This is a genomic window from Pseudomonas sp. 2822-15 (genome assembly GCF_002742515.1).
Taxonomy (GTDB): Bacteria; Pseudomonadota; Gammaproteobacteria; order Pseudomonadales; family Pseudomonadaceae; genus Aquipseudomonas; species Aquipseudomonas salomonii.
Genome location: NZ_LJRY01000187.1, coordinates 620705 through 646562, shown reverse-complemented (window position 1 = coordinate 646562; position 25858 = coordinate 620705). Strand labels below are relative to the sequence as shown.

Here is a 25858-nt window from a genome sequence, read left to right as displayed (position 1 = left end):
ATCCACAGAAGCACCAACAGACTTTGGGGGCAACTTCGCAAGCCTTGTGGAAAACCACCTCAAACCTTCATAAATCGGGGCATTCAGGGATTTTCGCGAGCCAACAAGGCAAATTGATCATATTTTGATCAAGCCACTGAAAGCCTTTATCTATAAGGCTCCCAGCCGAGAGCGAACATCTTATCCACAGAAGCGCCAACAGACTTTGGGGGCAAGTTTGTGCCTGGCTTCAAACTTATTCAGGAAAAAACCAAGCAAAAACCGTCAGTTAGCCTGGTTGTTTTTCGTACAGAGGGCTGCAGGGCTTGATCAGCCGGGGGTGCGGACAACCGCGAACAGGTTATCCACAGGCGGATCAACAGGGATTGTGGGTAATCCGGGCAATGCACTGTAAAAACAGTGCGGGGGCGGGTTTTTCTGTGGGAGCTGGCTTGCCTGCTCCCACACAAGCCAGCTTCTGCAGGCAATCAGCGCACCACGCCTTCTTCGATGAGTAGCTTAAGAATCGCTTCCGCGCCCGCTTCAGGGGTAAGCCCCTTGAGCACCTGCCCACCGCCGCCGCTGGCCTTGGCCGTGGCGGCCTTCATGCGATCGGCGCCGCTCTTGGCCTTGATCACCTTGAGGCGCTTGGGCCGGGGCTTGGCCGGTTGCAGCACCGCGTCTGTGAATAACTCGTCCGCCTCGATTTCGACTTCATGGGCCGCCAGCTCCCCGCGCTGCGCCGGGCCATAGGCGCTTTGCCGTGGCTTGGGCGCGGCGTTATCCACAGTCGCCAGGAACGGCAGGCGCACCTTCAGGCGGCGCCGCTGGCCACGCGGCAAGGCTTGCAGCACATGGGCCACGCCGCCGTCGATAGACTCAACCTGCGCCAGCCCGACTATCAACGGCCAACCCAATTGCTCGGCCAACAGGAACGGCAACATACCCGAGCCTTCGCCGGTTTCCGCCTGGCTGCCGGTGAGCACCACGTGAGCGCCGGCCTCGCGCAGATAATCACTGAGCACCGGCAAGGCGTCACTGCCCGCCGGTTGTTCCAGTACATGCAATTGCGGCAGGCCCATGCCCAGGTAGCTGCGTAAAGTGGGTTCCTGGATGTCACCGGCATGCAACACCTGCAACTTATCCCCAGCCAACTGCAGGCCCAGCTCGACGGCGCGGGCATCCTGCTCCGCACGACGCGGACGGCCGGAGGTCGGGTGGGCGCCGATGGACACCAGGCTGATTACATTCGTGGTCATGGTCATTTCCTTAAGCCGCATCGCGCTTGGCGCCGTGGCGGTAGGCCTCGACCGCGGCGATCAAGGCGTGCAGAATCGCGGCGCTTTCGCCGATCACCGACAGGTCGGCACGCTTGATCATGTCGCAGCCAGGGTCGAGGTTGATCGCTACCACCTTGTCGCAGGCACCGATGCCTTGCAGGTGCTGGATCGCCCCGGAAATGCCCACGGCCACGTACACCCGTGCCGTGACCCAGGTGCCGCTGGCGCCGACCTGGCGATCACGCGCCATAAAGCCATCGTCCACTGCCACCCGTGACGCGCCTTCGGTGGCGCCCAAGGCGGCTGCGGTCTGGTGGAATAATGCCCAATCCTTGACGCCATTGCCGCCAGAGAAAATGAACTCCGCCTCGGCCATCGGAATTGCCCCAGGGTCCACCGCCACTGCGCCGAGATCCTCGATACGCGGCAGGCTGCGCGCCAGAGTTGTGGATAACTCCACCGGCAAGGCTTCGTGACGGGTTTCGCTGACCGGCTCGGCGCATTCCACCGCGGCCAGAATCAGGCGCGGCAGTGGCCGGGCCAAATCCTCCTGGCCCGCACCGGCGCGGCCGATGCACTCCTCGCCCTTGATCTGCCACACGCGTGTGGCCGGGCGTTCCTTGAGGCTCGCGGCAAAACGCCGGCCCAATTCACCGCCGCCACTGCGGCTGTCGGGCAGCAACCAATGGCGCGGGTTGAACTGGTTATCCACAGCCCGCAAGCCCTGGATGCGTTGCTCCGGTGAATAACCCTCGAATTCATGGCCTTCCAACACCAGCAGGCGATCGACGCCCGCCGTGGCAAAAGCACTTTCTTTGTGCTCGCCAAACACCACCGCCAGCACTGCACCGTCACTGCCGGCGAGTTGCCGGGCCAGGCCGAGCAAGTCGCGGTCATGGCTGCTCAGGCGGCCACCGACCATGTCCGGCACCACGTTGATGTAGAACGCCGGCGCTGTTACCTGGTGCAACGGCAACTGCACTTCCACCGCCGCCGTGCGCTTGGCCGCGCCGCCCTGCTGGGCGCCGCTGCGGTCGATACGCTTGATGCCGTTGGGGCCGATAAAACCCACGCCATGCACGTTTTTGCGGATGACGCCGTTCGGCCCCATCCATCTGTGTTGCAGCGGCTGCATGGCCGCGTGCAACGGGTGCAGGCGGTTACGGGCGATCCATTCGGCCCGTGGGTCGCGGCGGATAATGTCGCTCATCAGTGCACCTCCGCAGGTTGACGCTTGATGGGGGCCTTGGCCGGTGTGGCGTCTTCAAGCAACGCGTCGGCCACCAACTCAGCGATGTCCTTGATCAGTGGCCGTGGCTCGACTACACCCTCAAGCATTGCGGTGCATTGTGGACAACCCACGGCCACCAGCTCGGCGCCGGTTTCGCGGATGTCGTCCATGCGCATATCCGGGATGCGCTGCTTGCCGGGAATATCGGTGATCGGCGCGCCGCCACCGCCGCCGCAGCAGCGCGAACGGAAGCCCGAGCGTTGCATTTCCTTGACCTCGATACCCAACGCCCGCAGCACTTGGCGCGGCGCCTCGTATTCGCCGTTGTAGCGGCCCAGGTAACAAGGGTCGTGGTAGGTCACGCTGTTGCCCTTGTGCTGGCCCAGGTTCAGCGCGCCCTCGTCGATCAGTTCGGCCATGAAGGTGCTGTGGTGCTGCACGACATAATTACCGTTGAAGGCGCCGTATTCGTTTTTCAGCACGTGAAAGCTGTGCGGGTCGCAGGTGACGATGCGCTTGAAGCTGTACTTTTCCAGTGTGCGGATATTGCGCGTGGCCAGCAGTTGGAAAGTGGCTTCATCGCCCAGGCGCCGCGCCACATCACCGCTGTCGCGTTCTTCCAGGCCCAGCACGGCAAAGTCGACTTTGGCCGCTTTGAGCACTTTGACGAAGGCGCGCAAGGTGCGTTGGTTACGCATGTCGAACGCGCCGTCACCGACCCAGAACAATACGTCGCAGCTGGCTTTTTCGCTGAGCAACGGCAGGTTCAGGTCCGCTGCCCAGTTGAGGCGACCGCCCGGTGCGAAACCGCCGGGGTTATCGGTGGCGATCAGGTTTTCCAGGACTTCGGCGCCCTTGTTCGGCGTGGCGCCTTTTTCCAGGGTGAGGTGGCGGCGCATGTCGACGATGGCGTCGACGTGCTCGATCATCATCGGGCACTCTTCCACGCAGGCGCGGCAGGTGGTGCACGACCACAGGGTTTCGGCGTCGACCAGGCCGTTGACGATGGGCTGGTGCGGGTTGCCGCCATGTTCGCCTATCGGCTTGCCTGGGTAAGGGCTACCGGCGAACTTGGCATCGGTGCCACCGGCCAGGCCGACGACCATGTCCTGAATGAGTTTTTTCGGGTTCAGCGGCTGGCCGGCGGCGAACGCCGGGCACGCCGCTTCGCACTTGCCGCACTGCACGCAGGCGTCGAAACCGAGCAGTTGGTTCCAGGTGAAATCCTTGGGTTTTTCCACGCCCAATGGCGCATTTTTATCGCTGAGGTCGAGCGGCTTCAAACCGGTGGAGCGGCCACCACCAAAACGCTCGGCGCGACGGTGCCAGGCCAGGTGCAGGGCACCGGCGAAGGCGTGTTTCATCGGCCCGCCCCAGGTCATGCCGAAGAACATTTCGCTCACGCCCCACAGCACGCCCAGGCTCAAGAGCGCGGCGAGCAGCCAGCCGCCAAAGTCGGCAGGCAAAATTCCGGCCACCGGCAAGGTCACCACAAAGAAGCTGACCGAGAACGCCATCAGGCTTTTCGGCAGGCGCATCCACGGGCCTTTCGACAGGCGCGCGGGTGGGTTGCGCCGACGCAGGTAGACGAAGGTGGCGCCGACGAACATCAGCACCGAGGCCAGCAGCAAGGCATAGCCGAGGATACGGTTATGCAGGCCAAAACCGTGCACCAAAATAGCCAGCAGCGCCGACAGCACAAAGCCCAGGGCGGTGGCGACGTGGGTGTTGGCGATGTATTTGTCGCGGGCCACCACGTGGTGCAGGTCAACCATATAGCGCTTGGGCATGGCCAGCAGGCCGCCGAGCAGGTCGACCTTGGACGCGCGGCCACGGCGCCACATGTTGACCCGGCGCAGGGCGCCGAGGGCGGCGAGGCCGATGGCTGCAAACAAAAGAATAGGAAGCAAAGTGTTCAACATGGTGAAGCTCCCAAAGACCACACAGGTCTTGCATGGGAACCGGATAAAGGTGGGAGCTGGCTTGCCTGCGATGGCATCGCCTCGGTGTCACTCAAGACCGAGTCGCCTGCATCGCGGGCAAGCCCGGCTCCCACATTGACCGGTTCCCACAGTGGTTCGGTGGTTGCCTAGAAATCCTTGCACAAGCGCAGGGCGTCATAGATCGCGGCGTGGGTATTACGCTGCGCCACACAGTCACCGATGCGGAACAGCAAGTACCCCTCACCCACCTCGCTCAAGCACGGCTGTGGTTTGATCGCGAACAAGGCTTCGACGTCGATCTGGCCCTTGTTGCGCGAACCTTCCTTGAGCCCGTAGTAGATGACCTCGTCCGGGCGCACACCGTTCTCGACCACCACCTGGTCAACCACGCGTTCTTCCTTGGCGCCGGTGTATTCGTTCTCCAGCACCGCCACCAGCTTGTCGCCCTCGCGGTAGACCTTTTCCAGCATCATGTCGCCGGTCATGATCACTTCTTTGGGGTACATGCTGCGGTAGTAAGTCGGGAACGACGTACCGCCAATCGCCACGCCAGGCTTGATGTCGTCGGTGACGATTTCCACCTGGCAGCCTTTGTCGGCCAGGAAGTCGGCCACCGACATGCCGGTGAACTCGCAGATGGTGTCGTACACCAGCACGTTCTTGCCCGGCGCGACTTTGCCGTCGAGCACGTCCCAACTGCTCACCACCAAACCTTCAGCGGCGCCCCAATGTTCGTTCTGCTCGATAAACGGATGCCCGCCGACGGCCAGCACCACGATGTCAGGGCGCAGGTCGAGGATGGTGTCGGCATCGGCCGCCACGCCCAGGCGCAGGTCGACCTTCAAGCGTGCCAGCTCCAGCTGGAACCAGCGCGTGATGCCGGCGATCTGGTCACGCTGCGGGGCTTTGGAGGCGGTGGTGATTTGCCCGCCGATAAATTCTTTCTTCTCGAACAGGGTCACATCGTGGCCACGTTCGGCCGCGACCCGCGCCGCTTCCATGCCGGCCGGGCCGGCACCCACCACCACGACTTTGCGTTTGACCCCGGTGGACTTCTCGATGATGTGCGGCACGCCCATGTATTCACGGGAGGTCGCGGCGTTCTGGATGCACAACACATCCAGGCCCTGGTATTGGCGGTCGATGCAGTAGTTGGCACCGACGCACTGTTTGATCTGGTCGATCTGGCCCATCTTGATCTTGGCGATCAGGTGCGGGTCGGCGATGTGCGCACGGGTCATGCCGACCATGTCCACATAGCCGCCTTCCAGAATGCGTGTGGCTTGATTCGGGTCCTTGATGTTCTGCGCGTGCAGCACCGGAACCTTGACCACTTCCTTGATACCGGCCGCCAGATGCAGGAACGGCTCCGGCGGGTAGCTCATGTTGGGGATCACGTTGGCCAGGGTGTTGTGGGTGTCGCAACCCGAGCCCACCACGCCGATAAAATCGAGCATGCCGGTGTCATCGTAATACTTGGCGATCTGCTTCATGTCCTCGTGGGACAGGCCGTCCGGGTGGAACTCGTCGCCACACAGGCGCATGCCCACGCAAAAGTCGTCACCGACCTCGGCGCGCACGGCTTTGAGCACTTCCAGGCCGAACTTCATGCGGCCCTCGAAGGTGCCGCCCCATTCGTCGGTACGCTTGTTGACCCGCGGGCTCCAGAACTGGTCGATCATGTGCTGGTGCACCGCAGACAGTTCCACACCGTCCAGGCCACCGGCCTTGGCGCGCTTGGCGGCGCTGGCGTAGTTGCCGATTACGCGCCAGATTTCTTCCGGCTCGATGGTCTTGCAGGTCGCACGGTGCACCGGCTCACGCACGCCGGACGGCGACATCAGGGTCGGCCAGTTAAAGCCGTCCCAGCGCGAGCGACGGCCCATGTGGGTAATCTGGATCATGATCTTGGCGCCATGCTTGTGCATGGCATCGGCCAGGTTCTGGAAGTGCGGGATGATGCGGTCGGTGGACAGGTTCACCGAGCTCCACCACTCCTGCGGGCTGTCGATGGCCACCACCGAGGAGCCGCCACAGATTGCCAGGCCGATACCGCCCTTGGCTTTCTCTTCGTAGTACTTCACATAGCGGTCGGTGGTCATGCCGCCGTCGGTGGCATACACCTCGGCGTGGGCGGTACTGAGCACGCGGTTGCGGATGGTCAGTTTGCCGATCTGAATCGGCGCAAACATTGCTTCGAAAGCCATGGCACGGTTCCTCGACTTACAACGGCTTGACGGTAAACAGGCCGTCGTCATGGCCCTCTTCGGAGCCTCCGTAAACTTGCTCGGCTACGGTGCGAATCTGGCTGCCGCGCGCTTGCAGAATCTGGTCCATGGCACCGGCAAACCAGCCGGTGAACATGTAGTCCACTTTGCGCCCGACCTTGCCGTACACGTAGACAAACGCCGAGTGTTCGAGCTTGACGCTGGCAGTGCCTTTGTCGAGGTCGATGTCCTGGATCTTGAACAGGCCCCAGCCGCGTTGCGACAGGCGCTTCATGTAATGCTCGAACACTGCAACGCCTTCCAGGCCGTGGCATTCAGCTTCTTTTTCGCACCAGTGCCAGGCAGATTTGTAGCCGGCCTTGTAGAGGATCTCGGCGTAGGCGTCGGCGCCCAGCACTTCTTCGATGCCCATGTGGTTGTTGACGAAGAAATGCCGTGGCACATACAGCATCGGCAGGGCGTCGGAGGTCCAGACACCGGTTTCGCTGTCGACTTCGATAGGCAATTGCGGGGCGATTTTGGCCATGGAAACTTAACTCCAGAAAATTCTTAGGTGTGCCCCCGACGCGAACGGCCGGGGGAAAAATGCGGTGGCTTATTCGCCCCAGACGTCTTTAAGGACGTTGACCCAGTTCTCGCCCATGATCTTGCGCACCACGCGCTCGCTGTGGCCGCGTTTGAGCAGGGTCTCGGTGAGGTTGGGAAACTCGCCCACGGTGCGGATGCCCAGCGGGTTGATGATCTTGCCGAAGCTGGTCAGGCGGCGGGCGTAACCCTTGTCATGGGTCAGCATCTCGAAGAAATCCTGGCCATGGCCCTGGGTGAAGTCGGTGCCGATGCCGATCGCGTCTTCGCCGACGATGTTCATGGTGTATTCGATGGCTTCGGCGTAGTCGTCGATGGTCGAATCGATGCCCTTGGCCAGGAACGGCGCGAACATGGTCACGCCGACAAAACCGCCATGGTCGGCGATGAACTTGAGTTCTTCATCGGACTTGTTGCGCGGGTGCTCTTTAAGGCCCGACGGCAGGCAGTGGGAGTAGCACACCGGCTTTTTCGATTCGAGGATGACTTCTTCGCTGGTCTTGGAACCGACGTGGGACAGGTCGCACATGATGCCGACACGGTTCATCTCGCCGACGATTTCACGACCAAAGCCCGACAGGCCGCCATCACGCTCGTAGCAACCGGTGCCGACCAGGTTCTGGGTGTTGTAGCACATCTGCACCACACCCACGCCGAGCTGCTTGAAGATCTCGACGTAGCCCAGCTGGTCCTCAAACGCATGGGCGTTCTGGAAGCCGAAGATGATGCCGGTCTTGCCCTGCTCTTTTGCACGGCGAATGTCGGCGGTGGTTTTCACCGGGATCACCAGGTCGCTGTTTTCACGGATCAGGGTCTGGCTGGCAACGATGTTGTTGATCGTGGCCTGGAAGCCTTCCCACACCGACACCGTGCAGTTGGCGGCGGTGAGGCCACCTTTGCGCATGTCTTCGAACAGGTCGCGGTTCCACTTGGCAATAATCAGACCGTCGATAACGATGCTGTCGGCGTGCAACTCGGCTGGGCTCATCAGGCGTCCCCTTATTGGCGATTCATGCGCCGAATCGTCTGCCGGCGCTTTGGGGCCAGCATATGCCCAGGGGCAACCTGAGCCGGGTGCAAAAACGACAGGGGAATTGCCGAAAGCGTCAATCAGCGACAAAGGCCTACATGACATCGCTGACGGGTGGCTGTTCTTTGTCCCACGCTTGAGCCAGAATTTGCTCATCACCTGATATGAGACGGCGCAATGAAATCGATTTTCCTGGCTTTGGCACTCATCGCAACCGGCGTCCACGCCGCCGAAGACACCGACAACACGCCTTGCGATGGCATCGAAAACGACAAACAAACCCTGGAATGCGCCACCTATAACAAAACCACCGCCGAGCAATTGCTCAAGGATAACTATCAGGGCTTGCTCGAACGCATGGGTTCAACCTATGGCAGCAACAAATCGCAACTGGCCGACATTACCGCTCGTCTGAAGGATGCCCAGCAGAAGTGGGAAAAACTTCGCGATGCCGATTGCGCGGTGGACACCTTCCCGGCGGTGAATGGCAGCAAGGACTACGCGATTCAACAGAATGACTGCCTGGCGCGGATGAGTGATGAGCGGTCGGAGTTTTTGGAGTCGATTGGGCAGGAATAAGCGACAATCCCGTCACTTTCTCTCTGAAACAAGGCTCTTGCATGACTATCTGCGGCATTGAAATCAAAGGCAGCGAAGCCATCATCGCCGTCGCTTCCCAGGATGGCCTGACGCTGACTCACGTGGCGCTGGCCACCAAGAAAATCGCCCTTGAAGACGACGATGAGGCGGCCAACGTCAAAGCCTTCGCCGCCCAGGTGAAGGCCTTTGTGCAGGCAAACGCCATCACCCGCATCGCGATCAAAAAACGCAGCAAGAAAGGCGAATTCGCCGGTGGCCCGACCACGTTCAAGATTGAAGGGGTGTTTCAGTTGCTGGACGGGGTTGAGGTGACATTGCTGTCGCCGCAGACCATCAATGCGCAGAACAAGAAGCACGATTTTGCCCTGCCGGCGACGCTGAACAAGTATCAGCATGAGGCCTTCAAGGCAGCGTGTTCGGCGCTGGTAAAAAAATAAGCCACACCACCAATCCCCTGTGGGAGCTGGCTTGCCTGCGATGGCGGCCTGCCAGATAACGCTGCACTGCCTGATCTACCGCTATCGCAGGCAAGCCAGCTCCCACAGTTGATTTATGGTGTCTTGGAGTTCGGTGTACGGCGCTTGTGCAGCAGCCAATCGCCAAAGGATTTGTCTTCCAGGGCATACCCGCCGCGACTCGACTTCCACACCAACTCTTTGTCACGCAAGGCATCGATACAGGCCTGAATGGTCTGGGTGCCCGGCACTACGTCGCTGCCCATGTCCTCCAGTGCCTTGCTGACCGCCGTGAGTGTGCTATCGGTAAACGGCGCAAAAGGCTCGTTGTTCTGCGAGCGCTCCACCATCACCGCCAACACAGCACGCTGGGGAACGGTGAGGTTATTCCACGCGCTTTCAAATTCGGTCCACACGCCGGCACGCAACAGTTCGGCGCGGCTGTGCAGCAGTTGGCCCAGGTTGCTCGCCTCGCCCAATTCCAGCGCCACTTCGCCGATGATGGTACGCAGCATCTCCGGGCGACGGCCGACCAGTTCGAAGGCTTCGTCGATATCCGCAGCGTTGAACTGATTGGTGCTGGCCAAGTGTGCGTTGAGGTGCACGGTGTAGGCCTGAGTGAACGCTTTGCCGAGCAAGGGAAAGGGCGTGATGCTGGAGCCGAAGAATGGCTGGCTTTTACCGAGGACCAAATGCGCGAGCTTGTCGCGATTGGAGCCGGTGAACACCAGGCGCAAGCCTCTGCCCTCCTCGTCACGGCCTTGGTTGAGCTGATCTCGGGCAGCTTTCAACGCGAACATCGCGTTGATGCCGGACTCGGTGGTCAGTGCGTGCTGCGCTTCATCAATCACCAGTACGACGGGCTTTTCGGCAGCGCTGTGGAGCAACTCCAACGCTTGAGTCAGCGTCGCGCCAACCGGCAATTGAGGCTTGCTGAAGTCCCAGGAAAGCGTGCGCAGGAAGCTTAGCTTCTCGATTCCAATGTTCTTGGCCAGCTTGCGAATACCCTTTTCATAGGGCACCAGCGCCGCAGCAATCGCGCTGGCAATCAACTCCGCAGGATCTTTCTCTTTGTCAGCCCAGAGATCCACGTAAACCGCCAGCCAACCCCGCAGTTGACACTCCGGGATCAGGTCTTCGCGCAAAAAGGTGCTTTTGCCGGTGCGTCGAGGTGCTGCGAGGAACAGGCCTGAAGTGAAATCCTGAATCCCGGCGCCGACCAAGCCATCAGCAATGCTGCGAGCCAGCGTCGGGCGGCGAAACACAAAGCCGCTGTGCTTGGACATGGTTTTATACTCAATTATCGGAACAGCTATAAATTATAGTGAAGAGTATAATTTACTATAATTGCCCGTCAAACCACCTCCCGTCGCCGATCCTCTCTCGGGCACTTGGCAAACCGCGCCCTGTAGCTGCGGGTGAAGTACGACGGTGACTCAAACCCGCACGCAATACTCACTTCCAGCACGCTCATGTGGCTCTGGCGCAATAGCTGCCGGGCTTTTTCCAGGCGCAGGCCGAGGTAGAAGTTGCTCGGCGTGTCGTTCAGGTGCAGACGGAACAGGCGCTCCAGCTGGCGCCGCGTGACCTTGATCGCCTCGGCCAACGCCAATGTGCTCAGCGGCGGTTCGCTGTGTTGCTCCATCTCACCGATCACCTGCACCAGCTTCTTGTTGTTGATGCCATAACGCGTGGCGATCTGCATGCGCTGGTGGTCTTTGCGCGGGCGGATGCGTCCGAGCACGAACTGCTCGGACACCTGGATGGCCAGGTCCGGGCCGTGGGCCTGGGCGATCAGGTCGAGCATCAGGTCGATGGAGGCGGTGCCACCGGCGCAAGTGATGCGCCGGCGGTCAATCTCGAACAGCTCCTGGGTCACCGTGAGCTGTGGATAGGACTCCTTGAACGCGTCGATGGCTTCCCAGTGCAGGGTCAGGCGGTGGCCGTCGAGCAAACCGGCTTCTGCGAGCACACAGGCGCCGGTGTCGATGGCGCCGAGGGTCACGCCATCGTGATCAAGGCGACGCAGCCAGTGTTCCAGTGCGGGCGTGGTGAACTTCAAGGGTTCGAAGCCTGCGACCACCATCAGCGTCGCACCTTTTTTCAGCGGCTCCAGCGCGGCGTCGGCGTTCACCGACATGCCATTGCTCGCCAGCACCGCGCCGCCATCGGCACTCAACACGTGCCAGCGGTACAACTCGCCGCGAAAGCGGTTGGCCACGCGCAGCGGTTCCAGCGCGGAAATAAAGCCGATGGCCGAGAAACCCGGCATCAGCAGAAAGTAGAAATCCTGGGACATGGTGGCGCTCTCGTAGGACGGGCAGCGTGCTCACTGTGATACGCCAGTTCAACCGGCCATTCAAGAGCACAGGTCGCTGCAGTGCAAGAGCTGGTCGCCGCCGTGCGCTTTGCCTCCCCTCAAGCTGCGTAACGTGATCCCACGGCGCACAAAGACGCCGGACCCCACAATAACGACCTGCCGAGGGATCCACCATGAACCGACTGATCAGCCGCTGCGTGCTTGCACTCAGCGCCAGCGCCATCTTGAGCACCAGCGTACTCGCGGCCGACGCAGAATCTTGCCGGAACGTGCGCATGGGTGTGGTGAACTGGACCGACGTAATCGCCACCAGCGCCATGACCCAAGTATTGCTCGACGGCCTCGGCTACAAGACCAAACAAACCAGCGCCTCCCAGCAAATCATCTTCGCCGGTATCCGCGACCAGCGCCTGGACATGTTCCTGGGCTACTGGAACCCGCTGATGACCCAGACCATCACGCCGTTTGTCGACGCCAAGCAAGTCAAAGTCCTCGACAAACCGAGCCTGGAAGATGCGCGCGCCACCCTCGCCGTGCCGACTTACCTGGCGGACAAAGGCCTGAAAACCTTCGCCGACATTGCCAGGTTCGAAAAAGAACTGGGCGGCAAGATCTACGGCATCGAGCCAGGCTCGGGGGCCAATACCCAGATCAAGGCGATGATCGCCAAGAACCAGTTCGGCCTCGGCAAGTTCCAGTTGGTGGAGTCCAGCGAAGCCGGGATGCTCGCCGCCGTCGACCGCGCCGTGCGCCGCAAAGAAGCCGTGGTGTTCTTCGGCTGGGCGCCGCACCCGATGAACGTCAACGTCGCCATGACTTACCTCACCGGCAGCGATGACGCCCTGGGCCCGAACGAAGGCATGGCCACGGTGTGGAGCGTGACTTCACCGACCTACGCCGAGCAATGCCCCAACGTGCACAAACTGCTGACCAACCTGACTTTCACCGCCGCCGACGAGAGCCGAATGATGCAGCCGTTGCTGGATCACAAGGACGCTCTCGAATCGGCGAAGCAATGGCTCAAGGATCACCCGCAAGACCAGCAGCGCTGGCTTGAAGGCGTGACCACCTTCGACGGCAAACCGGCTGCGGCCAACCTGCAACTGACCAGCAAATAACCTGATTCGCATCACCGTATCGCAGCCGCTGTTGGCTGCGAACGGCATCACTACGCCCGCCTGTAAGGAACCGCCTCATGAACCACGACGTCATCATCACCTGCGCACTCACCGGTGCTGGCGACACGACCAGCCGCAGCCCGCATGTGCCGGTCACTCCCAAACAAATCGCCGCCGCCGCCGTGGAAGCCGCCAAGGCCGGCGCCACCGTGGTGCACTGCCATGTGCGTGACCCGCAAACCGGCAAGTTCAGCCGCGACGTGGCGCTGTACCGCGAAGTGATGGAGCGCATCCGCGAGGCCGACATCGACATTATCGTCAACCTCACCGCCGGCATGGGCGGCGACCTGGAGATCGGCGGCGGCGAGAACCCGATGGAGTTCGGCCCCAACACCGACCTGGTCGGCCCGCTGACGCGCCTGGCCCATGTTGAAGAGCTGCTGCCGGAAATTTGCACCCTGGACTGCGGCACACTCAACTTCGGCGATGGCGACACTATTTACGTCTCTACCCCGGCGCAGCTGCGGGCGGGTGCCAAACGCATTCAGGAGCTGGGCGTTAAGGCCGAGCTGGAAATTTTCGACACCGGCCACCTGTGGTTCGCCAAGCAGATGATCAAGGAAGGCTTGCTCGACAACCCGCTGTTCCAACTGTGCCTGGGCATCCCATGGGGCGCGCCGGCCGACACCACCACCATGAAAGCCATGGTCGACAACCTGCCTGCCGACGCCGTGTGGGCTGGCTTCGGCATCGGCCGCATGCAAATGCCCATGGCGGCGCAAGCGGTGCTGCTGGGCGGCAACGTGCGGGTCGGCCTGGAAGACAACCTATGGCTGGACAAGGGCGTGCTCGCCACTAACGGCCAACTGGTGGAGCGCGCGAGTGAAATCCTCAGCCGCCTGGGTGCTCGGGTCATGACCCCGGCGGAAGGCCGAATCAAGATGGGCCTGACCAAGCGCGGTTAATCCCCTGCCGAAACCGGATCAAAAATGTGGGAGCGGGCTTGCTCGCGAATGCGGTGAATCAGTCACCGAATGCATCAACTGACACACCGCATTCGCGAGCAAGCCCGCTCCCACAGGGTTCTTCACATTATTCAGGGATTGTCGACATGAGCTTTATCACCGGAATCAAAACCTTCGCCGCCCTCGGCAGCGGTGTTATCGGCAGCGGCTGGGTGTCCCGTGCCCTGGCCCACGGCCTGGATGTGGTCGCCTGGGACCCGGCGCCCGGCGCTGAAGCAGCGCTGCGCAAACGTGTCGCCAACGCCTGGGGCGCCTTGGAGAAACAAGGCCTGGCGCCGGGTGCCTCCCAGGATCGCCTGCGCTTTGTCACCACCATTGAAGAATGCGTAAAAGACGCCGACTTCATCCAGGAAAGCGCCCCGGAACGTCTGGAGCTGAAGCTGGAATTGCACAGCAAAATCAGCGCCGCCGCCAAGCCGAACGCACTGATTGGCTCCAGCACTTCGGGCCTGTTGCCGAGTGAGTTCTACGAGGGCTCAACGCACCCGGAACGCTGCGTGGTCGGGCACCCGTTCAACCCGGTTTACCTGTTGCCGCTGGTGGAAGTGGTGGGCGGCAAGCACACCGCGCCGGAGGCGATTCAAGCGGCGATCAAGGTGTATGAATCCCTCGGCATGCGCCCGCTGCATGTGCGCAAGGAAGTGCCAGGGTTTATTGCCGACCGTTTGCTTGAAGCGCTGTGGCGTGAGGCGTTGCACCTGGTCAATGATGGCGTGGCAACCACGGGCGAGATCGATGACGCGATTCGTTTTGGTGCCGGTTTGCGCTGGTCGTTCATGGGCACATTCCTGACCTACACCCTGGCCGGCGGCGATGCCGGAATGCGCCACTTCATGGCCCAGTTCGGCCCGGCACTGCAGTTGCCGTGGACGTATTTGCCTGCGCCGGAGCTGACCGACAAGTTGATTGATGATGTGGTCGACGGCACCAGCGATCAGCTGGGTAAACACAGCATTTCGGCGCTGGAGCGCTATCGTGATGATTGCTTGCTGGCGGTGCTTGAAGCTGTGAAGACCACTAAGGAAAAACACGGTATGACTTTCGCTGAATAACCGCTGTTGATCTCTGTGGGAGCTGGCTTGCCTGCGATGGCGATGCAAGATTCACCATTGCCATCGCAGGCAAGCCAGCTCCCACAATTGACCGAGTACATTTTCGGAATCCACGCCATGCCTGCACTGACCACCTACACCACCAAAATCCAGCCCGACTGGGTCGATTACAACGGCCACCTGCGTGATGCGTTCTACCTGCTGATCTTCAGCTACGCCACCGACGCGCTGATGGACACCCTCGGGCTGGACAGCGAAAACCGCGAAGCCAGCGGTCACTCGCTGTTCACCCTGGAACTGCACCTCAACTACCTGCACGAAGTGAAACTCGGCGCAGACGTAGAGGTGCACACCCAACTGATCGCCCACGACGCCAAGCGCCTGCACCTCTATCACAGCCTGCACCTTGTGGGCGATGCGAAGGAATTGGCCGGCAACGAACAGATGCTGCTGCACGTCGATCTGGCCGGGCCGCATTCGACGCCGTTTACCGAGGCCACCCTGGAAAAGCTCGCGGGCATCAATGCCGAACAGGCCGACCTGCCCCGCCCTGCCTTGCTGGGCCGAGTGATTGGATTACCCCCCAAAAAACCATAAGGAGCCGCCATGCAAACCGCCGCCGCTGTTGCCGATTTCCGTACTTACCCGAAGATCTGCGACCTTGCCGAGGCGCAGGTGCTGGACGATCAGATTCGCGTGCAGTGGGCCGATGGGCGGGTCAGCCCGTTCCATCATCAGTGGCTGCGGGACAACTGCCCTTGCAGCGAATGCGTGTACAGCGTGACCCGTGAGCAGGTGCTGGAAATTGTCGATGTGGACGAGCATCTGCGCGCAGTCAGCGCGTACATCGATCAAGGTTTTCTGTGCGTGGAATGGCACGGCGGCCATCGCAGCCAGTACGACCCAGGCTGGTTGCGCGCCCACGCCTATGACGATCAATCACGCGCCGAACGCCGCGCAGCCAAACCCCAGTCGCACCTGTGGCACAGCACCTTCGCGCTGCCCGTCTTCGACTATGCGACGGTGATGGAAGACCCCAAAGCCCTGCTGCAATGGCTGCTGGCCTTGCGCGACGGTGGCCTTACGCAAATCCGTGGCGTACCCACCGAGCCCGGCTCTCTTGCACTGGTCGCCAAGCGCATTTCATTTATTCGCGAGAGCAACTTCGGCGTACTGTTCAACGTGCAATCCAAGGCCGATGCCGACAGTAACGCCTACACCGCTTTCAACCTGCCGCTGCACAGTGATTTGCCGACACGGGAGCTGCAACCCGGGCTGCAATTTTTGCATTGCCTGGTGAACGACGCCGACGGTGGCGAGAGCATTTTTGTCGATGGTTTTGCCATCGCCCAGGCGCTGCGCAGCGAAGACCCCGAGGCGTTTCGCGCACTGTGTGAAATCCCGGTGGAGTTTCGCAATAAAGACCGGCACAGCGACTACCGCCGCCTGGCACCGATTATTGCGCTGGACGCCTTGGGTGATGTGGCAGAGATTCGCATGGCCAACTTTTTGCGTGGGCCGTTTGAGGCCAGCGTGGAGCAGATGCCATTGTTGTACCGGGCGTATCGGCGCTTTATCGCGATGACGCGCGAGGATCGTTTCCGGCTGGTCAAACGCCTGAATCCGGGGGAGTTGTGGTGCTTTGATAACCGCCGCACCTTGCATGCGCGTAATGCGTTTGACCCGGCTTCGGGGGCGCGGCATTTTCAGGGTTGTTACATTGATCGGGATGAGTTGTTGTCCCGGATATTGGTGTTGCAGAGGTAGACCGAGGTGCGGCCATCGCAGGCAAGCCAGCTCCCACATTTGACCCCATTTCAAAGGTAAAACCAGGTCAAGTGTGGGAGCGGGCTTGCTCGCGAAGAGGCCGGCATATCCACCACAAACCCCAGCCAAAAAAAGCCCCGGGCCAGCCGTGACTGGATCGGGGCAGAGTGCTTGGTGTGAGCGTGACATCCCGAGGGTGACCAAACCGTCAAGGTGCGTGCCTGGCCTCCAGTGTGCCTATTGTTGCTATCGGTAAATGACCCGAAAACGACCTGTTCATAGCCATCTGAGCCATTCGCCGATTCTGCCCTTGCCGACCGGCCGAGGGCCTACCAGAATCCCATTCAATCCCGCTCCCTACACCAGGATAAACGTCATGATGCACGCGGACTTGATAGACCAGGATGACCTGCTGAGCCAACTGCGCTCGCTGGGTTTCGAGGTATCCAGCGGCGCCAGCGCCGAACAGGCTTGCGAATGTGCGGTACGCGGTTTGAGCGCTGCGCGGGCCAAGGCGCTCAAGGGCATGGTGGAGCAGATGTACACCGGCAGCGCGACGATCTTGCCGGCGGTGCGCCAGGCGATCGACAAGCAGTTGTTGCCGGCTTTGGTGCAGTTCAAGCAAAGCTCTGGTGCCTGATAGATCGCTATCGCAGGCAAGCCAGCTCCCACATTTGGAATGCATTCCCCTGTGGGAGCTGGCTTGCCTGCGATGAAGGCGACTCGGTCTAGAGCCTTACACTCGCAAACGTCGACTCATTACGCGCCTGGCTCAACGCCGACATCGGCCCCGACAACGGTGACAGCACCAGCGCCTGCGGAATCGGCATCATCGCCACTTGCTGGGTGGTGTTGGAACCTACGCGCTCATCCCGTGGCGGAATGCCGAAGTATTCGCGGTAGCACTTGGAGAAGTGCGGCGTGGACACAAACCCGCACACCGACGCCACTTCGATGATCGACATCGGCGTTTGCTTGAGCAACTGCCGTGCACGGATCAGGCGCAACTTGAGGTAGTAGCGCGACGGTGAGCAGTGCAGGTATTTCTGGAACAGCCGCTCCAGTTGGCGGCGCGACACGGCGACATACACCGCCAGCTCATCCAGGTCGATCGGCTCTTCGAGGTTGGCTTCCATCAGCGCGACGATTTCCTGCAGTTTCGGCTGGTTGGTGCCGAGCATGTGCTTGAGCGGCACACGCTGGTGATCCTGTTCGTTGCGGATGCGTTCGTACACAAACATCTCGGAGATGGCGGCCGACAATTCACGGCCGTGGTCACGGCTGATCAGGTGCAGCATCATGTCCAGCGGCGCGGTGCCGCCCGAGCTGGTGAAGCGGTTACGGTCGAGGGTGAACAGGCGCGTGCTCATGGCCACGCGCGGGAAGGCTTCCTGCATCGAGGCCAGGCATTCCCAGTGCACGCTGCAATCAAAGCCGTCGAGCAACCCGGCGCAGGCCAAGGCCCAACTGCCGGTGCAGACCGCGCCAAGGCGGCGCGATTGGCGCGCCTGGCTTTGCAGCCACGACACATGTTCACGGGTCACGGTGCGCTGGATGCCCACGCCGCCGCACACAATCACAGTGTCCAGGGCCGCAGCTTTGTGCATGGAGGCATCGGGGGTGATTTGCAGACCGTCGCTGGCCCAGACCTGGTTGCCGTCGACACTCAGGGTTGTCCAGCGATACAGCTCGCGGCCGGACAGCTGGTTGGCCATGCGCAGCGGTTCCACTGCCGAAGCCAGGGAAATCAGCGTGAAATTGTCCAGCAGCAAAAAGCCGATGGATTGAGGCGCACGGTTCTGGGGTTGGGCCCCGGAGTTGAACGACGTCATCGCGGTATCTCCTCACACAAAGCGGGTGATGGCCTCAGGCGAGGCTCTTGTTATTGCGTTCGTCTCCAGCAAGGAGAGAGGCTTTGAATGGATAGAGCAAATGCCATGCCTAAAATTGAATGGCCGTCCAATAAATCCTAAAAACGACCTGATGACGCGTCTATATAAGCCCGCGCAGGGAGTGCGGGATATGGCCGGAAATGGACGTCAGACCGGCCCTGCTCAAGGGGTGTGAGCAGATCGGTAGCACTTGTGGGAAGGCGCTTTGCGGGTGTGGGAAAGGTCTGTCACCGCACGCACGGGTGACGGGTGGGAAGGCGCGGGATCGTTCGCAAGCTACTTATCTATTTGCGACGCGCTAAAAGGTGGCGCGTTTGGGTTCGGGTGTTCACTTTATGAGCAGTGGTGCTGCAACTATCGCCATCGCAGGCAAGCCAGCTCCCACAGGGGAATGCATTCCAAATGTGGGAGCTGGCTTGCCTGCGATGGCGGCATTACTGAATCAACACTCTACTGCGCTGACCGCCAAGCCCCCTCGCGATGTCTCTTTGTACTTGTCATGCATATCCGCGCCGGTATCGCGCATGGTGCGGATCACCCGGTCCAGGGAAATAAAGTGCTGGCCATCACCGCGCAGCGCCATCTGCGCCGCGTTGATCGCCTTCACCGCCGCAATCGCGTTGCGCTCAATGCACGGCACTTGCACCAGCCCGCCCACCGGGTCGCAGGTCAGGCCGAGGTTATGTTCCAGGCCGATTTCAGCGGCGTTGCACAGTTGCTCCGGCGTGGCGCCGAGGATCTCGGCCAGTCCGGCAGCCGCCATGGCGCAAGCAGAACCGACTTCGCCCTGGCAGCCGACTTCGGCGCCGGAGATCGAGGCGTTTTTCTTGCACAGAATCCCCACCGCCGCAGCGCCCAGCAAATAGTCGACCACGTTGGCTTCGGTGACCTCTTCGCTGAACTTCATAAAGTAGTGCAGCACCGCCGGAATAATCCCCGCCGCGCCATTGGTGGGGGCGGTGACCATGCGCCCACCGGCGGCGTTTTCTTCATTGACCGCCAGGGCGAACAGGTTGACCCATTCCATGGCGCTCAAGGTTGAGCCGATCACATTCGGTTTGCCCAGCTCCTGCAAACTGCGGTGCAGCTTGGCCGCGCGACGTCGCACATTCAGGCCGCCGGGCAGGATGCCTTCGTGCTTGAGGCCCTGCTCCACGCAGTCCTGCATGGCGCGCCAGAGCTTCATCAGGCCGCTGCGGATTTCTTCTTCGCTGCGCCAGGTTTTTTCGTTGGCCAGCATCAATTCGGCAACGCGCAGGTTGTGGGTCTTGCACAGCTGCAACAGCTCCACCGCGCTGGAGAAATCATAGGGCAACTCGGTGCGGTCCATGTCCGCCACGCCGCTCTGCGCCTGGGCCTCATCCACCACAAAACCGCCGCCGACTGAATAGTAGGTGTCGCGGTGCAGCTCGCCGTCATCACCAAACACCACCAGGGTCATGGCGTTGGGGTGGAAGGGCAGGTTTTCATCGAGCAGGCGCATGTCGCGCGCCCAGATAAAGGGCACCGGCAAACGCCCGTCGAGCAACAAGGTGTCGGTCTCGCGCAGGGTGTGAATACGCAGGCCGATCTGCGACGGGTCAATTGCGTCCGGCCATTCGCCCATCAAGCCCATGATGGTAGCGGTGTCGCTGCCGTGGCCGATGCCGGTGGCCGACAACGAGCCGTAGAGCTGAACTTCGACGCGACGTACTTGTTCCAACATTCCACGTTCACGCAAGTGCTGAACGAACAACGCCGCGGCGCGCATGGGGCCGACGGTGTGAGAACTCGAAGGCCCGATGCCGATCTTGAACAGGTCGAAAACGCTGATAGCCATTGCCGTGAAACTCCTCGATGGGCACGGGCGACCTGCTACGCTGAACTCGCCCGAATAGCGGCATCATCAAGCTTTTGTTGCCCCTCACGGCGTCTCACACCGACGTGACCATGCTCAGCAGCGCCGCCCTCGCGCGAACGGGCGTTTTGGCCGTTTTTAGCGGTGCAGAGCGGCAAAAAATGCAGTTTTGCCGTTGAAAAAATCTGTAAGCGACGTCACCGACACTGGATACGACCATCCCTGTACTGGATACGACGCCCCCTGTAGGCGTCAGATTTTCACTGGTACATGATCAGTCTCGACTCGTTTGCAAGGCATCGTGCCGTCAGCTTGAAGCACGCCCCAACCGCAACACTTATAAAGCGCGGCACAAGCCGTCAGAAAAAAGACACAGGAGTCTACCCAGATGAAAGGTTCACCCTCGTTGTTGTTGGCCGCCATGTTGAGTCTGCCAGCCCTGGCGCACGCTGCAGAACCGGCACAATGTCAGACCGTCAATTTCTCCGATGTCGGCTGGACCGACATCACCGTCACCACCGCAACCACCAGTGAAATCCTCAAAGGCTTGGGCTACAAGCCACGTACCACGATGATTTCAGTGCCGGTGACCTACAAGTCGCTGGCCGACGGCAAGAACATGGACATCTTCCTCGGCAACTGGATGCCGACCATGGAAAACGACATCAAGCAGTACCGTGATGCCGGCACCGTGGAAACCGTGCGCGCCAACCTGGAGAACGCCAAATACACCCTGGCCGTACCCGAGGCGCTGTATAACAAGGGCCTGAAAGACTTCGCCGATATCGCCAAATTCAAGGATGAGCTGGGCGGCAAAATCTACGGCATCGAGCCGGGTAACGACGGCAACCGCACCATCCAGACCCTGATCGACAAAGACGCCTTCGGCCTGAAAACCGCCGGTTTCAAAGTGGTGGAGTCCAGCGAAGCCGGGATGCTCTCGCAAGTGGAACGCGCCACCAAACGCGACCAGGCCATCGTGTTCCTCGGTTGGGAACCACACCCGATGAACACCCGCTTCAAGATGAAGTACCTGACCGGCGGTGACGATTCGTTCGGCCCCAACTATGGCCAGGCCACCATCTACACCAACGTTCGCAAGGGCTACACCCAGGAATGCAGCAACGTCGGTCAGTTGCTGAAAAACCTGTCGTTCACCCTGAACATGGAAAGCACCCTGATGGGTAAAGTCCTGGACGACAAACAAAAACCGGATGTAGCCGCCAAAGCCTGGCTCAAATCCAACCCACAAGTACTCGACACCTGGCTTGCCGGTGTCACCACCATTGATGGCAAACCAGGGCTGGACGCCGTTAAAGCTTACCTCGCCAAATAATTAACCCGGCAACATCGCTGACCCCAGGCCGGTGCGCTGGCCTGGGATGTTTTCCCCTTCGCATGTGGACATTCACTACCATGCTGACTGAACAGAAAATCCCACTAGGCCAGTACATCGCTGCCTTCGTCGAATGGTTGACCAAACATGGTGCCAACTATTTCGACGCAATCGCATCGACCCTGGAAACGATGATCCACGGCGTGACGTTCGCGCTGACCTGGTTCAATCCGCTGGCATTGATCGGTCTGATTGCGCTGCTGGCTCACTTTATTCAACGCAAATGGGGCCTGACCGTTTTTGTCATCGCCTCCTTCCTGCTGATCCTCAACCTGGGGTACTGGCAGGAAACCATGGAAACCCTCGCCCAGGTGTTGTTCGCCACCCTGGTCTGCGTGGTCATCGGTGTGCCGCTGGGCATTGTTGCCGCGCACAAACCGCTGTTCTACACCATGATGCGGCCGGTGCTCGATCTGATGCAGACCGTGCCGACCTTCGTCTACCTCATCCCAACCCTGACCCTCTTCGGGCTGGGTGTGGTGCCTGGCTTGATCTCCACGGTGGTGTTCGCGATTGCCGCGCCTATCCGCCTGACCTACCTGGGTATCCGCGATGTACCGCAAGAGTTGATGGACGCGGGCAAGGCCTTTGGCTGCTCGCGCCGTCAGTTGCTCTCACGCATTGAACTGCCCCACGCCATGCCGAGCATTGCCGCCGGCATTACCCAATGCATCATGCTGTCGTTGTCGATGGTGGTGATCGCGGCCCTGGTGGGCGCCGACGGCCTCGGCAAGCCGGTGGTCAACGCACTCAACACCGCCGACATCGCCCTGGGCTTTGAAGCCGGCCTGGCAATCGTATTGTTGGCCATCATGCTCGACCGCATCTGCAAACAACCCGACGCCAAAGTAGGGGGTGATGCATGAGCATTATCCGATTCGACAATGTCGACGTGATCTTCTCCAAAGACCCACGCGAAGCGCTCAAGCTGCTGGACCAGGGCATGAGCCGTAACGAGATCCTGAAAAAGACCGGGCAGATCGTCGGCGTTGAAAAAGCCAGCCTGGACATTGAAAAAGGCGAGATCTGCGTGCTGATGGGCCTGTCCGGCTCCGGCAAATCAAGCCTGCTGCGCTGCATCAACGGCCTCAACACCGTAAGCCGTGGCCAACTGTTTGTGGAGCATGAAGGTCGCCAGATCGACATCGCTTCGTGCACACCGGCCGAGCTGAAAATGATGCGCACCAAGCGTATCGCCATGGTGTTCCAGAAGTTCGCGTTGATGCCGTGGCTGACGGTGCGCGAGAACATCAGCTTTGGCTTGGAGATGCAGGGCCGCCCGGAGAAAGAACGGCGTGCGCTGGTGGATGAAAAACTCGAACTGGTGGGCCTGGCCCAATGGCGTAACAAGAAGCCCGACGAGCTGTCCGGCGGCATGCAGCAGCGCGTCGGCCTGGCCCGCGCCCTGGCGATGGACGCCGATATCCTGCTGATGGACGAACCCTTCTCGGCCCTCGACCCGCTGATCCGCCAAGGCCTGCAAGATGAATTGCTGGAGCTGCAACGCAAGCTGAGCAAGACCATCGTGTTCGTGAGCCACGACCTGGATGAGGCACTGAAACTCGGCAGCCGCATCGCGATCATGAAAGACGGCAAGATCATCCAGTACAGCGTGCCGGAAGAGATCGTACTGAACCCGGCGGATGACTATGTGCGCACCTTCGTCGCCCATACCAACCCGCTGAACGTGCTGTGCGGCCGCAGCCTGATGCGCACCGTAGAGAACTGCACCCACGTCAACGGCTCCATCAGCCTGGACCCGGGCGGCGATTCGTGGCTGGACCTGGCCGAAGGCAATGTGATCAAGGGCGCACGCCAGAACGGCACGCCGTTGAACCTGCAGAACTGGGCGCCGGGGCAACCGGTGGAAGGTTTGGGCCGGGTACCGACGCTGGTGGATTCCAATATCGGCATGCGCGATGCGTTGCAGATCCGGTATCACACGGGGAACAAGCTGGTGTTGCATAACAACAACCAGGTGGTGGGGATTCTGGGGGATAGCGAGCTGTACCATGCCCTGCTGGGCAAGAACCTGGGTTAGTCGCCTGATCGTTCCCACGCTCCGCGTGGGAATGCCGCCCTGGACGCTCTGCGTCCGCTCTTGAAGTCGTGACGCGGAGCGTCACAGGATGCATTCCCACGCGGAGCGTGGGAACGATCATTCAAGCTCAACCATCAGCTATAGACACGGCCAAGGAGCTGCCGATGGCTTTCAAACTGATCGAGCACGTCCCGGGTGATCTGCTCCTGGGCGAAGCCCATCAGGTCATATTCCTGAGGTCCGTTGTGCAGGTAGACCTCGGCCCGGTAGTAGCGGGTGCGCTCTTCTTCGGGCAGGTCGCTCGGTGCCGAAGAGTAAGCATCCAGGCTCACTTCATAGACAAACGGGTTGCCCTCTTCCATCTCGATACGCACACCGATGCAGCGCTTGGATTTACCCAGCAGCGTCTGCACCTCCAGCCCTTGCTCACGCAAGGTTGCCGCCGCCTCTTCCAACGCCGGCGTAACGTGCTTGTCCATAAAGCGCTGCACAGTGCCCTGACTCGGTTGCAGGTCCAGGGCGGTCAAACGCTCGCTGAAACCACGACGACCACGTTCGGCCAATTGCGCCTGCTCCTGTTCGATGGCCACATCCTGGCGCATCGCCTTGTGCAAACCGAACATAAACAGAATCAGCACCACCGAGAACGGCAGCCCCGCCAGCACCACCATGGTTTGCATGGCTTCGAAGTTACCCGCGAACAGCAGGCCGATGGTCACCAGAGTGATCACCGCCGACCAGAAGATCCGCAACCAGTGCGGCGCATCTTCATCCACATTGCCGCCCTTGCAGGACAGGTTGGCCATCATCACCGCGCCGGAATCCGCCGGGGTCAGGAACAGCACAAAGCCCACGAAAATCGACACACCGATGACGATTTTCGACGCCGGGTAATGCTCAAGCAGTTGGTAGATGGCCATCGACGGTTGTTCCAGCGCCGTCTTGCCCAACTCGACCGCACCATGGTTCAACACCAGGTCCAGCGCCGAGTTACCGAAGATCGACAACCACGCCAGGGTGAAGCCCAGCGGGATCAGCAGCACGCCGGCCACCAGCTCACGCACCGTACGACCACGGGAAATACGCGCGATGAACATGCCGACAAATGGCGCCCAGGAAATCCACCAGGCCCAGTAGAACAGGGTCCACAGGCCCATCCAGCGCTCGGTCTTGTCGGCATCGCCTTCGTACACATACAGGTCGAATGTTTTCAGGATGATGCCGTTGAGGTAGTCACCGGTGTTCTGCACCAGGCCATTGAGCAGGTGCAGGGTCGGGCCAAACAACAGCACAAAGATCAGCAAGCCGCTGAACAACACGATGTTGAGGTTGGACAGGCGGCGAATGCCGTTTTCCACACCCGACACGGCGGCGATGGTCGCCACGGTGCTCATCACGATGATCACGATCAGCAGGTTGGTGTTGCTGTGTTGCATGCCGAACAGGTTTTCAAGGCCCGACGACACCTGCATCGAACCAATCCCCAGGTTCGTCACCAGGCCCAGCAGGGTCACGAACATGCCAAAACCGTCCACCGCGTGGCCGGCTGCGCCTTTGACCCAACGCTCGCCCACCAGCGGGTACAGTGCCGAACGCAACGCCAGCGGCTGGTTATGACGGTACGCGAAGTACGCCACGGCCAGGCCGACCAGCGCATAAATCGCCCAGCCGTGCAGGCCCCAGTGCAGGAACGTCAACTGCAACGCCTGGCGGGCTGCGCCATTGCTGGCGGCGACGCCTTCGGGCGGGTTGAAGTAGTGATCCAACGGCTCGGAAGCCCCGAAATACAGCAGCGAGATGCCGATGCCGGACGAGAACAGCATGCCGGCCCAGGCGCCGTAGCTGAAGTCCGGGGTGTCGTCCTTGCTGCCCAGTTTCAATTTACCGTAGGACGAAAACGCCAGGCCGACCACAAACACCAGGTAGGCAGCGATGACCACCATGTAGTACCAGCCGAAGCTTTTCGACAGCCACGCCTGGGCTATGCCGAGCATGCGCCCGGCCTCCTGCGGGGCGATGATCAAAATGGCGGTCAACAACAGAATGAGCGCGGTGGAGGTGTAGAACACCCAACCGTTG

Annotated in this window: 22 protein-coding genes; 11 read left to right on the top strand and 11 right to left on the bottom strand. The window is 60.8% G+C overall.

Features of this window, described 5'->3' with window-relative positions; translation table 11 throughout:
- Nucleotides 1-467 precede the first annotated feature (467 nt).
- The 6 genes from AOA59_RS17825 to AOA59_RS17800 form a co-directional block, all read right to left on the bottom strand.
- The gene (locus AOA59_RS17825) at nucleotides 468-1238 is read right to left on the bottom strand and encodes an electron transfer flavoprotein subunit beta (protein ID WP_099488524.1); all 771 of its coding nucleotides are present in this window, start codon (nucleotides 1236-1238) and stop codon (nucleotides 468-470) included.
- Nucleotides 1239-1248: 10 nt separating this feature from the next.
- Nucleotides 1249-2469: an electron transfer flavoprotein subunit alpha/FixB family protein gene (locus AOA59_RS17820; RefSeq protein WP_099488522.1), complete on the bottom strand. Its 1221-nt coding sequence runs from the start codon at nucleotides 2467-2469 to the stop codon at nucleotides 1249-1251.
- Nucleotides 2469-4412 (bottom strand): dimethylglycine demethylation protein DgcB, encoded by a 1944-nt coding sequence (gene dgcB / locus AOA59_RS17815; protein WP_099488520.1) that lies wholly within the window; start codon nucleotides 4410-4412, stop codon nucleotides 2469-2471. Before dgcB ends, AOA59_RS17820 begins: the two co-directional genes overlap by 1 nt.
- Nucleotides 4413-4579: 167 nt before the next feature.
- Nucleotides 4580-6640, bottom strand: coding sequence for a dimethylglycine demethylation protein DgcA (gene dgcA, locus AOA59_RS17810; protein ID WP_099488519.1), 2061 nt, complete (start codon nucleotides 6638-6640; stop codon nucleotides 4580-4582).
- Nucleotides 6641-6656: 16 nt separating this feature from the next.
- Nucleotides 6657-7187: a DUF5943 domain-containing protein gene (locus AOA59_RS17805; RefSeq protein ID WP_034116150.1), complete on the bottom strand. Its 531-nt coding sequence runs from the start codon at nucleotides 7185-7187 to the stop codon at nucleotides 6657-6659.
- Nucleotides 7188-7256: 69 nt separating this feature from the next.
- A complete protein-coding gene (locus tag AOA59_RS17800; protein WP_014720245.1) occupies nucleotides 7257-8234 on the bottom strand; it encodes a dipeptidase in 978 nt (325 codons plus the stop codon).
- A gap of 219 nt (nucleotides 8235-8453) precedes the next feature.
- Here AOA59_RS17800 and AOA59_RS17795 point away from each other — a divergent pair, with 219 nt between their 5' ends.
- Complete coding sequence (locus AOA59_RS17795; RefSeq protein ID WP_056857778.1) at nucleotides 8454-8855, top strand: lysozyme inhibitor LprI family protein; 402 nt, start codon at nucleotides 8454-8456, stop codon at nucleotides 8853-8855.
- Nucleotides 8856-8896: 41 nt separating this feature from the next.
- Nucleotides 8897-9313 (top strand): DUF3010 family protein, encoded by a 417-nt coding sequence (locus tag AOA59_RS17790; RefSeq protein ID WP_099488517.1) that lies wholly within the window; start codon nucleotides 8897-8899, stop codon nucleotides 9311-9313.
- Nucleotides 9314-9426: 113 nt separating this feature from the next.
- On the opposite strand, the gene AOA59_RS17785 is transcribed toward AOA59_RS17790, so the two are convergent.
- The gene (locus AOA59_RS17785) at nucleotides 9427-10617 is read right to left on the bottom strand and encodes an AAA family ATPase (RefSeq protein ID WP_099488516.1); all 1191 of its coding nucleotides are present in this window, start codon (nucleotides 10615-10617) and stop codon (nucleotides 9427-9429) included.
- A gap of 68 nt (nucleotides 10618-10685) precedes the next feature.
- The gene (locus AOA59_RS17780) at nucleotides 10686-11630 is read right to left on the bottom strand and encodes a GlxA family transcriptional regulator (protein WP_099488514.1); all 945 of its coding nucleotides are present in this window, start codon (nucleotides 11628-11630) and stop codon (nucleotides 10686-10688) included.
- Between the two features lie 194 nt (nucleotides 11631-11824).
- Here AOA59_RS17780 and AOA59_RS17775 point away from each other — a divergent pair, with 194 nt between their 5' ends.
- From AOA59_RS17775 to AOA59_RS17750, 6 genes are all read left to right on the top strand, one after another.
- The gene (locus AOA59_RS17775; protein WP_069786995.1) at nucleotides 11825-12769 is read left to right on the top strand and encodes a choline ABC transporter substrate-binding protein; all 945 of its coding nucleotides are present in this window, start codon (nucleotides 11825-11827) and stop codon (nucleotides 12767-12769) included.
- A 77-nt stretch (nucleotides 12770-12846) separates the two neighbouring features.
- Nucleotides 12847-13734, top strand: a complete 888-nt coding sequence (locus AOA59_RS17770; RefSeq protein ID WP_017139368.1) for a 3-keto-5-aminohexanoate cleavage protein — start codon at nucleotides 12847-12849, stop codon at nucleotides 13732-13734.
- Nucleotides 13735-13880: 146 nt separating this feature from the next.
- Nucleotides 13881-14846 carry an L-carnitine dehydrogenase gene (locus tag AOA59_RS17765; RefSeq protein ID WP_099488512.1) on the top strand — a complete coding sequence of 322 codons (966 nt, stop codon included), beginning with the start codon at nucleotides 13881-13883 and terminating at the stop codon, nucleotides 14844-14846.
- Between the two features lie 117 nt (nucleotides 14847-14963).
- Nucleotides 14964-15443 carry a thioesterase family protein gene (locus AOA59_RS17760; RefSeq protein WP_099488510.1) on the top strand — a complete coding sequence of 160 codons (480 nt, stop codon included), beginning with the start codon at nucleotides 14964-14966 and terminating at the stop codon, nucleotides 15441-15443.
- A gap of 9 nt (nucleotides 15444-15452) precedes the next feature.
- Nucleotides 15453-16613 (top strand): gamma-butyrobetaine dioxygenase, encoded by a 1161-nt coding sequence (locus tag AOA59_RS17755; RefSeq protein ID WP_099488509.1) that lies wholly within the window; start codon nucleotides 15453-15455, stop codon nucleotides 16611-16613.
- Between the two features lie 376 nt (nucleotides 16614-16989).
- A complete protein-coding gene (locus AOA59_RS17750; RefSeq protein ID WP_017139371.1) occupies nucleotides 16990-17253 on the top strand; it encodes a hypothetical protein in 264 nt (87 codons plus the stop codon).
- An 88-nt stretch (nucleotides 17254-17341) separates the two neighbouring features.
- Here the strand turns inward: AOA59_RS17750 and AOA59_RS17745 are convergent, their stop codons facing one another.
- Together AOA59_RS17745 and AOA59_RS17740 are read right to left on the bottom strand one after the other, a co-directional pair.
- Complete coding sequence (locus tag AOA59_RS17745) at nucleotides 17342-18445, bottom strand: GlxA family transcriptional regulator (protein WP_065929456.1); 1104 nt, start codon at nucleotides 18443-18445, stop codon at nucleotides 17342-17344.
- A gap of 502 nt (nucleotides 18446-18947) precedes the next feature.
- Nucleotides 18948-20324, bottom strand: coding sequence for an L-serine ammonia-lyase (locus AOA59_RS17740; RefSeq protein ID WP_065929457.1), 1377 nt, complete (start codon nucleotides 20322-20324; stop codon nucleotides 18948-18950).
- Between the two features lie 406 nt (nucleotides 20325-20730).
- Between AOA59_RS17740 and AOA59_RS17735 the strand changes: the two genes are divergently transcribed.
- From AOA59_RS17735 to choV, 3 genes are all read left to right on the top strand, one after another.
- Complete coding sequence (locus AOA59_RS17735) at nucleotides 20731-21678, top strand: choline ABC transporter substrate-binding protein (RefSeq protein WP_068931290.1); 948 nt, start codon at nucleotides 20731-20733, stop codon at nucleotides 21676-21678.
- Between the two features lie 80 nt (nucleotides 21679-21758).
- Complete coding sequence (gene choW, locus AOA59_RS17730; RefSeq protein ID WP_017139374.1) at nucleotides 21759-22604, top strand: choline ABC transporter permease subunit; 846 nt, start codon at nucleotides 21759-21761, stop codon at nucleotides 22602-22604.
- Nucleotides 22601-23779, top strand: coding sequence for a choline ABC transporter ATP-binding protein (gene choV, locus AOA59_RS17725; RefSeq protein ID WP_017139375.1), 1179 nt, complete (start codon nucleotides 22601-22603; stop codon nucleotides 23777-23779). The genes choW and choV overlap by 4 nt, the downstream gene beginning before the upstream one ends.
- Nucleotides 23780-23913: 134 nt before the next feature.
- Here choV and AOA59_RS17720 read toward each other — a convergent pair whose 3' ends face one another.
- Entirely contained in the window at nucleotides 23914-25848 is a 1935-nt protein-coding gene (locus AOA59_RS17720) for a BCCT family transporter (protein ID WP_256593064.1), read from the bottom strand.
- Between the last annotated feature and the right edge of the window lie 10 nt (nucleotides 25849-25858).